The sequence below is a fragment of the Rhizobium atlanticum genome (genome assembly GCF_030182485.1).
In the GTDB taxonomy this organism is placed as follows: domain Bacteria; phylum Pseudomonadota; class Alphaproteobacteria; order Rhizobiales; family Rhizobiaceae; genus Rhizobium.
Genome location: NZ_JAQJCJ010000018.1, coordinates 155727 through 167765, shown reverse-complemented (window position 1 = coordinate 167765; position 12039 = coordinate 155727). Strand labels below are relative to the sequence as shown.

General features: G+C 60.4%; 11 protein-coding genes and 1 pseudogene. 7 read left to right on the top strand and 5 right to left on the bottom strand.

The genetic code is table 11. From position 1 onward, the window contains the following. The 5 genes and pseudogenes from PH551_RS24605 to PH551_RS24585 form a co-directional block, all read left to right on the top strand. The coding region (locus PH551_RS24605; protein WP_285195385.1) for a transposase at nt 1–282 on the top strand (282 nt) is incomplete at its 5' end. A 12-nt stretch (nt 283–294) separates the two neighbouring features. Further along, nucleotides 295–831 (top strand): annotated as a pseudogene (locus PH551_RS24600) (methionine ABC transporter permease); the annotation flags it as partial. 8 nt (nt 832–839) lie between these two features. Further along, a complete protein-coding gene (locus PH551_RS24595) occupies nt 840–2078 on the top strand; it encodes an SfnB family sulfur acquisition oxidoreductase (protein WP_285195384.1) in 1239 nt (412 codons plus the stop codon). 2 nt (nt 2079–2080) lie between these two features. Then, nucleotides 2081–3313 carry an SfnB family sulfur acquisition oxidoreductase gene (locus tag PH551_RS24590; RefSeq protein WP_285195389.1) on the top strand — a complete coding sequence of 411 codons (1233 nt, stop codon included), beginning with the start codon at nt 2081–2083 and terminating at the stop codon, nt 3311–3313. Nucleotides 3314–3324: 11 nt separating this feature from the next. Continuing rightward, nucleotides 3325–4674: an LLM class flavin-dependent oxidoreductase gene (locus PH551_RS24585; protein ID WP_285195383.1), complete on the top strand. Its 1350-nt coding sequence runs from the start codon at nt 3325–3327 to the stop codon at nt 4672–4674. Between the two features lie 117 nt (nt 4675–4791). Here PH551_RS24585 and PH551_RS24580 read toward each other — a convergent pair whose 3' ends face one another. The 5 genes from PH551_RS24580 to ccmA form a co-directional block, all read right to left on the bottom strand. Further along, nucleotides 4792–5400 carry a DsbE family thiol:disulfide interchange protein gene (locus PH551_RS24580; protein WP_285195382.1) on the bottom strand — a complete coding sequence of 203 codons (609 nt, stop codon included), beginning with the start codon at nt 5398–5400 and terminating at the stop codon, nt 4792–4794. After that, nucleotides 5397–5564: a heme exporter protein CcmD gene (ccmD, locus tag PH551_RS24575; protein ID WP_285195381.1), complete on the bottom strand. Its 168-nt coding sequence runs from the start codon at nt 5562–5564 to the stop codon at nt 5397–5399. The genes PH551_RS24580 and ccmD overlap by 4 nt, the downstream gene beginning before the upstream one ends. Before the next feature lie 3 nt (nt 5565–5567). Then, nucleotides 5568–6329, bottom strand: a complete 762-nt coding sequence (locus PH551_RS24570) for a heme ABC transporter permease (RefSeq protein WP_285195380.1) — start codon at nt 6327–6329, stop codon at nt 5568–5570. 48 nt (nt 6330–6377) lie between these two features. Beyond that, nucleotides 6378–7037 carry a heme exporter protein CcmB gene (gene ccmB, locus PH551_RS24565; RefSeq protein ID WP_221113740.1) on the bottom strand — a complete coding sequence of 220 codons (660 nt, stop codon included), beginning with the start codon at nt 7035–7037 and terminating at the stop codon, nt 6378–6380. 238 nt (nt 7038–7275) lie between these two features. Continuing rightward, a complete protein-coding gene (gene ccmA, locus PH551_RS24560) occupies nt 7276–7917 on the bottom strand; it encodes a heme ABC exporter ATP-binding protein CcmA (RefSeq protein WP_285195379.1) in 642 nt (213 codons plus the stop codon). A 261-nt stretch (nt 7918–8178) separates the two neighbouring features. Here ccmA and acnA point away from each other — a divergent pair, with 261 nt between their 5' ends. Further along, nucleotides 8179–10869, top strand: coding sequence for an aconitate hydratase AcnA (gene acnA / locus PH551_RS24555; RefSeq protein WP_285195378.1), 2691 nt, complete (start codon nt 8179–8181; stop codon nt 10867–10869). 348 nt (nt 10870–11217) lie between these two features. Next, nucleotides 11218–11958 carry a DUF1223 domain-containing protein gene (locus PH551_RS24550; protein ID WP_285195377.1) on the top strand — a complete coding sequence of 247 codons (741 nt, stop codon included), beginning with the start codon at nt 11218–11220 and terminating at the stop codon, nt 11956–11958. The last annotated feature ends 81 nt before the right edge of the window (nt 11959–12039 follow it).

The window sequence follows — 12039 nt, the reverse complement described above, 5'->3', positions numbered from 1 at the left end:
GCCAAGGGCGACATCGTCATCCTCGACAATCTCGGCAGCCATAAGGGCCAAGCTGTCCGTCGTGCCATCCGGGCCGCAGGCGCGCACCTCTTCTTCCTGCCGCCTTACAGCCCGGACCTCAATCCCATCGAGCAAGTCTTTGCCAAGCTCAAGCACCTAATTAGGAGAGAACAGCCTCGCACAGTCGAAGCGACATGGCGCAAGGCTGGTGAAATGCTCGACTGCTTCTCGCCAGCAGAATGCGCAAACTACCTCACAAACTCAGGATATGCTTCCGTATGAAAGCAGCAGGCTCTAGCTGCCCCAGGCGGGTTCATAAAGGCTCCTTATGCCCAACGCTCTTTGGCGGCAGTCATCAACGGTTTTAGAGCAACGCCATTCATCGTGTTGCTCGTCGCGCTGTTACCCCTCACTCGGTTGATCACAGGAACCACAATCGGGGTGTGGGCCGCGGTCGTGCCGCTTTCAATAAGTGCGACGCCGTTCTTCGCTAGAATTGCGGAAGTCAGCCTGCGCGAGGTCGATGGCGGGCTGATTGAGGCAGCCCAGGCCATCGGCTGCAGGAGATGGCATATCGTCAGGCACGTCCTGCTTCCGGAGGCGCTTCCTGGAATCGTTGGCGGCTTCACGATCACCATCGTCAGCATGATCGGTGCCTCAGCGATGGCAGGTGCCGTGGGTGCAGGAGGCCTGGGTGATATGGCAATCCGGTACGGGTATCAGCGTTTTGACACGACGGTTATGGTGGCGGTAATCGTCGTGCTCATTGCCTTGGTATGTGTCGTACAGCTTGGCGGCGACGCTGTAGTACGCCGCCTGAAGGCACGATGAGGTCAATGATGGCTGACAATGTGTCTCATCGGCCGGTTGAAAATCGACTACCGCGTCCACCCGCAAAGCCGCATTTGATCACAAGCGACCTCGAGGCCCTGGCAATAGCGGAAAAATTGGCCGCGCGTTTCAAAATCGGGGCGTCGTCACGAGACCGCGAACGACGACTGCCTTGGGATGAAATAGAGGAATACACTGCGAGCGGTCTTGGCGGTATCACGGTTCCAGGCGAGTTTGGCGGCGCTGATGTCTCGTTGGTAACTGTCGCGAAGGTGTTTGAAACGCTGTGTGAGGCCGATCCATCCCTCGGCCAACTTCCGCAAAATCAGTTCGGCGTGCTCGCTTTGCTCCGTGATATCGGGGCCGAGACCCAAAAGACCCGCATTTTCGGTGACGTGCTCAACGGTCATCGGATTGGAAATGCCGGACCGGAGAAAGGCAGCCGGCTGGTTACGGCGAGCACAACTCGACTATCGATGGTCAACGGAGAGTCGAGGCTCACGGGGAGGCGTTTCTATTCGACCAGTGCAATATTCGCCCATTGGATTCCAACCCGTGCGGTTGATGACGACGATAACCCAGTCCAGGTCTGGCTTCGTCGAGACCAGCCCGGTGTGAAGGTTGTCGACGACTGGTCTTCCTTCGGGCAACGGACAACGGCAAGCGGATCGGTCATCTTCGACGACGCAGCGGCCGATCCCGATCTTATTTTCCGGATGGCCGAGTTCAAGGACAGGCCGGGGCTCGCCGGTCCCACTTCGCAATTGATACAGGCCGCGATCGATTGCGGCATTGCTGGCGCGGCAATATCCGATGCGGTGTCCTTCGTTCGAGACCGGGTACGCCCTTGGGTCGATTTCGGCGGCGAGCGCGCCGCGGACGACCCGACTATCATCCACGAAATAGGAAACCTTTACACGAGCTACCATGCGGCCCAGGAGGTACTCTATGAGGCCGCTGCCGCGCTAGATGAGATCGCGAGGCGGCCTGTGACCGAACGTTCCAGCGCAGAGGCCTCTGTAGCGGTGGCGAACGCAAAGATACTCACGACCGAAGTCGCGCTGGAGGCAAGCGAGATGCTTTTCGATCTAGCGGGTTCCTCGGCCACGCGCGCCTCCCACAATCTTGACCGCCATTGGAGGAATGCAAGAACGCACACTCTGCACGATCCGGTTCGTTGGAAGTATCACCTTGTGGGCAATTTCGAACTGAACGACATTTTTCCCAAGCGGCATCAATGGAACTAGTGATGAGTGATGAAGCAAAAGCTGCCGCGCCGGCCCCTCGGCCGTCAGGTGTCCCGCCGGTCATTGGTAGCCATGTGCAAGCCCTCGAAGTAGCCGATAAGCTCGCCGCCGGTTTTGCGGTGACGGCTTCCGAAAGGGATCGCGGCCGCGAACTTCCCTGGAGCGAGGTTGAACAGTTCTCCCAGAGTGGCCTTTGGGGTGTCACCGTTCCAAAGGAGTTCGGCGGCCCGGCGCTCGGCTCCAAGACGGTCGCGGATATCATATCGACGATCGGGGCGGCCGACGGATCGCTTTCGCAGATTCCTCAGAACCATTTCTATGCCCTTGAGGTGCTACGCGTCGGCGGAAGCTGGGAGCAGAAGCGCTTTTTCTACGATCGCGTCCTCGCCGGCGAGCGTTTTGGCAATGCGCTTGCGGAGATTGGCAATAAGGATTTCAAAAGAAGAACCTCCTTGCGCCAGGAGAACGGCGATTGGATCGTCAGCGGGCGCAAATTCTATTGCACCGGGGCGATCTTTGCGCATTGGATACCGACCCTTGCTGTCGCGCAGGAGGGAGGCGGGCAGGTTTCCTATCTGGTGATGGTTCCAAGATCATCGGACGGCGTCGCCGTCATCGACGACTGGGACGGCTTCGGGCAGCGCGTAACCGGCAGCGGCTCCGTGACGTTCGATAACGTTCGCGTCGAAGAACGGTGGATCATACCATTCCAGGCTTCGTTCGATACGCCGACTACGATCGGGCCTTTCGCCCAGCTGATGCACGCGGCCATTGATTACGGCATCGGCGTCGGAGCACATGAAGAAATGAAGCGCTTCGTCCGCGAGCGAGCCAGGCCGTGGATTGACGCCAATGTCGGTAGAGCCTCCGACGACCCGCTAACGGTCAGCGCAGTGGGCCAGGTGAACGTCAAGCTAAAAGCCGCCGCGGCATTGTTGCGTCGGGCATCCCGCTTTGTGCATGACGCACAATCCACGCCGACAGAAGCCACGGTAGCCGCGGCATCGGTGGCAGTAGCCGAAGCCAGAATTCTAACGACAAAAGCTGGTCTGCTGGCCGCAACGAAATTGTTCGAATTGTCAGGCACCTCCGCCACGGCGAGTGAGCTTAACCTCGACCGATACTGGCGCAATGTCAGAACGCACACACTCCACGACCCGGTTCGTTGGAAGTACCAGGCTATCGGAAACTATTACCTAAATGAGCGCGCCCCGCCGCGACACGGTGCCATCTAGGCGATTTTACGATGACAAAAAAACTGCTGATCAACGCGTTCAACATGAATTCGGTGGGCCACATCAATCACGGTCTATGGGCGCACCCGCGTGATCAATCCCACAAATACAAGACACTCGACTATTGGACGTCGCTTGCGAAGACGCTCGATCGCGGTCTTTTCGACGGAATTTTCCTGGCGGATATCGTTGGCGTCTACGATGTTTATCAGGGATCAGCCGATCTGACGCTCCGGGAATCGATCCAGCTGCCTGTCAATGATCCACTCTTGCTGATCTCGGCAATGGCGGCCGTGACACAACACCTTGGTTTCGGTGTCACCGTAAACGTGAATGGTGAGCCGCCCTATCTGTTTGCGCGCCGGATGTCGACCCTCGACCACCTTACCGGGGGTCGGCTTGGGTGGAACATCGTTACGGGCTATCTCGACAGTGCGGCGCGTGCGGTCGGGCAAGACGCGCAATCGGAGCATGACAGCCGATATGAGCGGGCCGACGAGTACCTCGAGGTCCTCTATAAGCTCTGGGAGGGGAGCTGGTCAGACGAGGCCGTCTTGCTGGACAAGGAAGGCCGCAGATACGCAGATCCGAACAGAGTGAGGCCGGTCATGCACGATGGCCTCTACTACAAGGCCACCGGTTATCATTTGGCGGAGCCTTCCCCTCAACGCACGCCGGTCCTTTATCAGGCCGGCACCTCGGGTCGTGGAAAGGAATTCGCTGCGAAGCATGCGGAATGTGTATTCATCACCGCAGTCGACAAGGCAGCCGCTCGCAAGACCGCGCGCGCCATCCGCGAGGGAGCGGTCAGTGCCGGTCGGAATGCCGACGATGTAAAGATATTCGTCGGCATAACGGTCATAACCGGCGCGACACGGAGCGCGGCGCAGGATCTATACCGGGATTATCTCAGCTACGCCAACCCCGAAGCCGGGCTGGCTCACTTTTCTGCTGGCACCGGGATCGACCTCTCCAGGTTCGGGCTGGACGAACCGATCTCCTACGGAACCTCCAACTCCATCCAATCTGTCACTCAGCTGGCGCAGGAGAAGCGTTGGACGAAGCGTCAGCTTTTGGAGGAACTCAAGATTGGAGGGCGCTATCCACTCATCGTAGGGGATGGCGACAGCGTGGCGTCGGAGATGATTTCGTGGATGGACGAGGGCGAGATCGACGGCTTCAATCTCACCAGAACTGTCGTTCCGGAGAGCTACGAGGATTTCGTCAATCACGTCGTTCCGAGATTACAGGAGCGCGGACGATACAAAACCGCTTATTCGGACGGTACGCTGAGGAAGAAGCTTTTCGGAGCAGGGGACCGACTGCCAGATCGGCATTTTGCTCGCTCGTTCGCGATCTGACCTTACATTTCGGTCGGCTCTCGACAGCAACAAGCAGTCAGTTGTTAGAACAGGATTTGGAAAGGCGGTGCGACAAGTGAAGCGCCTCCTTGTGGGGAGGGGTGTCCTGCCTGGTGACTACGACGCCGGCTTTCCCAGCGCCCTTTCCATCGCCGGATACAGGCCTTCCTTCAGGCTGATCTCGTCGAAGGGGCCGACGCGTTTGTAGAGGATGGTGCCGTCCGTGCCGACGAGGTAGCTTTCCGGAATGCCGTACACGCCCCAGTCGATCGCCGCCTTGCCGTTCGGATCGATTCCGATCGCCTGATAGGGATTGCCGAGTTCGCCGAGGAAGCGCAGGGCGTTCTCGTTCTTGTCCTTGTAATTGATGGCGACAATGTTTAGCCGGCCGTCTTTCGCCAGTTCCTTCAGGATAGGGTGCTCGTCGCGGCAGGGGATGCACCATGAGGCGAAGACGTTGACGAGGGTCAGCTTGCCGCTGACTGCGGCGTCGGTCAGCGCCGGCAGGTTGGCGCCCTCGAGCGGAGGAAGGCTCAGCGACGGCGCCTTGGTGCCGATCAGGGCGGAAGGGATTTCGGCGATGTTCTTGCCGTGGAAATCCTGGTCGTAGAGCATCTTCGCGGCCGTCGCGGCAATGCCGCCGAACACGATCAGCGGCAGAAGCGCCAGTGCATAGCGGCCAAATCCACGTGGCTTGGCAGTTTTGGTATCGGGCGTCTCGGTCATTCGCCATCCTTTGGCCGCGCCGAGCGGCGGCGGATACCGGCGGCTTCGAGCCTTGCAAGCTCGCGGCGGCGCGCCCGGCCGTCGGCCCAGGTCCACAGGATGACGGCGATCGTCACCAAAGCGGCGATGCCATAGGATGCATAGACATAGAAGGCGTGCGGCACGGCCTATTCCTCCCGGCTCGCCATGCGGGCGGCGAGACGGCGCTGGGCGGCGACACGGCGGCGCCAGATCTCGTTTCTCATGGCCATGATATGCAGCGTGAAGAACAGCAGGGTGAAGGCGATCGCCATGACGAAAAGCGGGCGCAGGAATTCCGGATCAATCGCCGGGCCGCCAAGGCGCATCACGCTTGCCGGCTGATGCAGCGTGTTCCACCAGTCGACGGAAAACTTGATGATCGGGATGTTGACGAAGCCGACCAGGATGAGCACGGCGCAAACGCGCGCCGCCCGCGACGGATCGTCGATGGCGCGGCTCAGCGCAATGAGGCCGAGATACATCAGGAAGAGGATGAAGACGGAGGTCAGCCTGGCATCCCAAACCCACCAGGTGCCCCACATCGGCTTGCCCCAGAGCGAACCGGTGACGAGCGCAATCAGGGTGAAGGCGGCGCCGAGCGGAGCTGCGGCCTTGGCGGAGACATCGGCGAGCGGGTGGCGCCAGACGAGCGTGCCGATCGCCGAGAGGCTCATGATCGTGTAACACATCATCGACAGCCAGGCGGCAGGCACATGGATATACATGATGCGCACGGTCTCGCCCTGCTGGTAATCGCCTTCTGTCGCAAAGCTCAGATAAAGGCCGACCGCAAAACAGAGGGTAGTGATGCCGGCCAACCAGGGAATGATGCGCGCCGCCAGCGCGAGAAACCGCGTCGGGTTGGCGAGATCGCTGATTTTGCTGATGGCAAGGCTGGTTTGGCTCATGGGCGCTTTCCTTACCTTGAACCGGCTTTTCCCGCAATCGAAAGGCATTCAATCCGCCGTGTTTCGCAGCGCCAGAGCGGCGGCGGCCGGGCCGATGACCGCGAAGAAGAGCGTCAGTGCGATCAATATCAGGAAGGGCGGCAGGAATGGCGCTGGTTCTTCGACCGCAGCATAGGTGGCGCTGACGCCGAAGATCAGCACGGGGATGGTCAGCGGCAGCACGAGGATCGAGACCAGCAGGCCGCCGCGGGGCAGAGCGACGGCGACGGCAGCGCCGACGGCGCCGATGAAGGTGATCGCCGGCGACCCGACGAAGAGCGTCAGCACTGTGGCGCCGATCGCCCTCTCGTCCATGTTCATGAACAGGCCGAGCAGCGGCGAAGCGATGACCAGTGGCAGGCTGGTCGCGGTCCAGTGGGCGAAGCATTTGAGGAGCACGGTCAGGACAAGCGGCGTTTCCTGCATCAGCATCAAGTCGAGCGATCCATCGTCGCGCTCGGCCTGGAACAGGCGGTCGAGGCCGAGAAGGGCAGCGAGCAGTGCGCCGATCCAGACGATGGCGGGGCCGATGCGGGAGAGAAGCTTGAGGTCAGGGCCGACGCCGAAAGGGATGACGGCGACGACGGTCAGGAAGAACAACACGCCGATCAGTGCGCCGCCGCCGGCGCGAATCGAGAGTTTGAGGTCGCGGAGGAAGAGGGCGGTCATGCGGGGTGGCTCTCTGCATCTACGGAGGACGGGGCACCCCCCTCTGCCCTGCCCGGCATTTCCCCCACAAGGGGGGAGATCGGCCGGGGGCGCGCTCTTGCCCCCATCAAACGCAGCGGATGAGGGGAGCCGATTTGTGCAGGATTAAGCTTTCGCAAAGTCGGCGCATCTTGCCGATCTCTCCCCTTGTGGGGGAAATGCTCGGCAGGGCAGAGGGGGGGGACCACACGGAAAACCATCACCCCCACACCCCCTGATCCACACCGGCGAAGCCCGTCATCTTCATTTCCTGCACAGTCTTCAGCCCCAGCGGCTGATGCGTTGCCGCGAGCACGATTCCACCCTTGGCCAGATGCGCCTCGATCAGTGCGGCAAACAGCCGGTCGGCGCTCGCATCCAGTGCCGCCGTGGGTTCATCGAGGATCCAGATGGGGCGGTGGGCGACGAGCAGCTTGGCGAAGGCGAAGCGGCGCTGCTGGCCGGCGGAGAGATAGCCGAAGGGAAGGTGGGTGATCCCTAAGAGGCCGACGGCTTCGGCGGCGTCTTCGAGAGGGAGGCCGGCGGCGCCCGGGCTGCTGAGGAAGGACTGCCAAAATTCCAAATTCTCTGCAACCGTAAGTTCATTCTTCATCGCATTTCGGTGGCCTAGGTAGTGGCTGACCTCGCCCGGATGGCGGCCTTGAGGGCTCTTATCGCGGAAGATGACAGTTCCCTTTTCGGGCTTGAGAAGACCGGCGGCAACGCGCAGCAAAGTGGATTTTCCCGATCCATTTTTGCCGGTCAGGACAAGGGCTTCTCCTGCTGTCAAGTGAAAGGAAATGTTTACGAAAATGAGATCCTCACCGCGCCTTGCAGCCAGATTTTCGGCAGTGAGTTGCATGCGTCGGCTCTTTCTTCGTTTCGGCTCGCGGGAGGGTCAAAAAATCTCCGATTTTGACCGTGGTCGGGTATGGCAAGTTTTTAGGAAATTATCTATAAGACCGGCAACCACGCCAGCGGTCGGCGTGAATTTCATCCTTGTGCCGAACTTGGAGCGTCTGCTTCACGTGCGGACAGCGGAAATGGCCGTACCCGCATCCTGATGTGCATTAAGTGCATAGGCGTTCGCACGACTGTGTTGGCTATCAGAACGGGGTCTCTCGTGTCTAAATCTCTTGACAGTTTCAATTGTCGTTCCACGCTTTCCGTGAACGGGAAGGACTATGTCTATTACAGCCTGCCCAAGGCTGAGGCAAACGGTCTGGCCGGCGTATCGAAGCTTCCCTATTCGATGAAAGTGCTGCTCGAAAACCTGCTGCGCTTCGAAGACGGCCAGTCGGTCACCAAGGAGCACATCCTCGCCGTCGCCGCGTGGCTGAACAACAAGGGTGCGGTCGAAAACGAAATCGCCTATCGCCCGGCGCGCGTGCTGATGCAGGACTTCACCGGCGTTCCCGCCGTCGTCGATCTGGCCGCGATGCGCGACGCGATGGTGTCGCTCGGCGGTGATCCCGAGAAGATCAACCCGCTCGTTCCCGTCGATCTCGTCATCGACCACTCCGTCATCGTCGACGAATTCGGCACGCCGCAGGCTTTCGCCAAGAATGTCGAGCTGGAATATCAGCGCAACGGCGAACGCTACCGCTTCCTGAAGTGGGGCCAGCAGGCATTCAAGAACTTCCGGGTCGTTCCCCCCGGCACCGGGATCTGTCACCAGGTCAACCTCGAATATCTCGGCCAGACCGTCTGGACCAAGGAAGAGGACGGCGAGACGATCGCTTATCCGGATACCTGCGTCGGCACCGACAGCCACACGACGATGATCAACGGTCTCGGCGTTCTCGGCTGGGGTGTGGGCGGTATCGAGGCCGAAGCCGCCATGCTCGGCCAGCCGGTTTCGATGCTTCTGCCCGAAGTAATCGGCTTCAAGCTGACCGGCAAGCTCAAGGAAGGTGTCACCGCGACCGACCTCGTTCTGACCGTCGTGCAGATGCTGCGCAAGAAGGGTGTCGTTTCCAAGTTCGTCGAATTCTTCGGCCCCGGCATGGACAACATGCCGCTCGCCGACCGTGCGACGATCGGCAACATGGGTCCGGAATACGGCGCGACCTGCGGCTTCTTCCCGGTTGACGGCGAAACCATCAACTATCTCACCATGTCCGGCCGCACGCATGATCGCATCGCGCTTGTCGAAGCCTATTCGAAGGCCCAGGGCATGTGGCGAGAAGGCGACGGTTCCGACCTCGTCTTCACCGATACGCTGGAGCTCGACCTCGGCGACGTCGTGCCGTCGATGGCAGGCCCCAAGCGTCCGGAAGGCCGCATCGCGCTTGAAAACATCGCTTCCGGTTTCGCGACATCGATGGAAGCCGACTACAAGAAGCCCGGGCAGCTCAACAACCGCTATGCAGTCGAAGGCACCGATTTCGATCTCGGCCATGGTGACGTCGCGATTGCCGCCATCACCTCCTGCACCAACACCTCCAACCCGTCGGTGCTGATCGCTGCCGGCCTTCTCGCCCGCAACGCCGTTGCCAAGGGGCTGAAGACCAAGCCGTGGGTCAAGACGTCGCTCGCGCCCGGATCGCAGGTCGTCGGCGAATATCTCGCCAAGTCGGGCCTGCAGGCCGACCTCGATAAGCTCGGCTTCAACCTCGTCGGCTTCGGCTGCACCACCTGCATCGGCAATTCCGGTCCGCTGCCGGCGCCGATCTCCAAGACGATCAATGACAAGGGTCTGATTGTTTCCGGCGTGCTCTCCGGCAACCGCAACTTCGAAGGCCGCATCTCGCCCGACGTCCAGGCGAACTATCTCGCGTCGCCGCCGCTCGTCGTCGCCTACGCTCTTGCCGGCACGGTCCAGAAGGACCTGACCAAGGAGCCAATCGGCGAAGACCAGAACGGTAACCCTGTTTACCTCAAGGACATCTGGCCGACCTCGCACGAGGTGCAGGAGTTCATTCAGAAATACGTCACCCGCGAACTCTACGAAACCAAGTATGCCGACGTTTTCAAGGGTGATGCCAACTGGCAGGCCGTCCAGGTCCCGCCGGGCCAGACTTATGCCTGGGACGACAACTCCACCTATGTCCAGAATCCGCCCTATTTCGTCGGCATGGGCAAGAAGGGCACCGGCGTCTCCGACATCAAGGGCGCCCGCGTCCTCGGCCTGTTCGGTGACAAGATCACCACCGACCACATCTCTCCGGCCGGTTCGATCAAGGCGGCATCGCCGGCCGGCGCATACCTCATCGGCCATGACGTTGCCGTTGCCGACTTCAACCAATACGGCACGCGGCGCGGCAACCATGAAGTGATGATGCGCGGCACCTTCGCCAATATCCGCATCCGCAATCACATGCTTGGCCCGAACGGCAAGGAAGGCGGCTACACGATCCACTATCCGTCGAAGGAAGAGACATCGATCTATGACGCCGCCATGCAGTACAAGGCCGAAGGCGTGCCGCTCGTCATCTTTGCCGGCGTCGAATACGGCAACGGCTCCTCGCGCGATTGGGCTGCCAAGGGCACCAACCTGCTCGGCGTCAAGGCCGTGATCGCCCAGAGCTTCGAGCGCATCCATCGCTCGAACCTGGTCGGCATGGGCGTCATCCCCTTCGTCTTCGAAGAGGGCACGACCTGGCAGAGCCTCGGCCTCAAGGGCGACGAGCTCGTCACCATCGAGGGGCTGGACAAGATCAAGCCGCGCGAGAGGAAGATCGCCAAGATCACCTATGGCGACGGCACGGTGAAGGAAGTTCCGCTGCTGTCGCGCGTCGATACGCTCGACGAGGTGATCTACCTCAACAATGGCGGCATCCTGCAGACGGTTCTGCGTGATCTCGCTGCCTGATTGTCGAGCATGATGCCGAAAAGTGTGAGCGGTTTTCGGACAACATCATGCTCTGCTTCTTTGATGTAGATCCGGATTCAGATTTTAGGCCGAATCGGCCTGAAATCATCCGGATCTAGGAGCTTGCTATGATAATGGCGGCCGCCGGAGAGCAATTTCCGGCGGCTCTTCTTTGCGGCGACAGTATTCGATGGGGCTCACGATGATTTGTTTTCAGCGCCTTCCGGGCGAGCTACGTCTCACCCGTTCGTGACTTTTCGTTTGGATCCGGAAGGATTATTCCTACGGTCATGTCTCAGAGCCTTCGGTTCCTAAACGCCGCCGGCGCTGAAAAAGAGGTGCAGGTGAATGTCCCCCCGTTTCTTGATTCCGCTGGTCGCCGGCGTTGCTCTTGCAGGCTCGGCGCATGCCGAAGACGGCAAGCCCAAAGGCGTCGTCGAGCTTTTCACGTCGCAAGGCTGCTCCTCCTGTCCTCCCGCTGATGCCGCCTTCCGCAAGCTGGTGAACCAGGGCGATGTTATCGCGCTCGCCTATCACATCGACTACTGGAATTATCTCGGCTGGGCCGATACGCTGAGCTCGAAGGAAAATACCGAGCGGCAGTATGGCTATGCCAGGACGATGGGTCGCAGCAACGTCTATACGCCGCAGGCCATCGTCAATGGGCGCGGCCATTTGGCCGGCGCCGATCTCACCGGCATCAACAGCAAGATCGACACCTACAGCAGCGAAGGCAATGGGCTGACCGTTCCCGTCAGCGCGGCGATGCGCGGCGACGAGCTGGAGATCAAGATCGGTGCCGGACAGGGCAAGGCCAATGTCGTCATGGTCTATTTCGACAAGGAGAAGACAATCGACGTTGAAAAAGGGGAAAACAGCGGAAAGAAAATCTCCTATCTGCACAGCGTAACCAACGTCGAAACCGTCGGCATGTGGGATGGCAAGGCGACCAGTCTGACGCTACCGGCGAGCGTCTTGCAGCGGCCGCAGCTCGAGGGCTGCGCAATCCTGCTACAGTCGGCCACGGCCGACGGCGATCCGGCGGCGATCCTCGGCGCGACCGTGGTGATGGCGGGAAAAAGCATCTGATATTTCACCCGAGTACGGGTGAAATGCGGGCGGCCCGGCCGAGCGTATTCGGGGCTGGGGTTAAGGTCGATACGCTCCGCC

Excerpts from the sequence above, each read along its gene's own strand:
- PH551_RS24570 (WP_285195380.1), bottom strand. The coding sequence starts at position 6,329 with ATGAGCCAAACCAGCCTTGCCATCAGCAAAATCAGCGATCTCGCCAAC.
- PH551_RS24590 (WP_285195389.1), top strand. The coding sequence starts at position 2,081 with ATGAGTGATGAAGCAAAAGCTGCCGCGCCGGCCCCTCGGCCGTCAGGT.
- PH551_RS24585 (WP_285195383.1), top strand. The coding sequence starts at position 3,325 with ATGACAAAAAAACTGCTGATCAACGCGTTCAACATGAATTCGGTGGGC.
- PH551_RS24580 (WP_285195382.1), bottom strand. The coding sequence starts at position 5,400 with ATGACCGAGACGCCCGATACCAAAACTGCCAAGCCACGTGGATTTGGC.
- PH551_RS24595 (WP_285195384.1), top strand. The coding sequence starts at position 840 with ATGGCTGACAATGTGTCTCATCGGCCGGTTGAAAATCGACTACCGCGT.
- ccmA (WP_285195379.1), bottom strand. The coding sequence starts at position 7,917 with ATGCAACTCACTGCCGAAAATCTGGCTGCAAGGCGCGGTGAGGATCTC.
- PH551_RS24550 (WP_285195377.1), top strand. The coding sequence starts at position 11,218 with ATGTCCCCCCGTTTCTTGATTCCGCTGGTCGCCGGCGTTGCTCTTGCA.
- ccmB (WP_221113740.1), bottom strand. The coding sequence starts at position 7,037 with ATGACCGCCCTCTTCCTCCGCGACCTCAAACTCTCGATTCGCGCCGGC.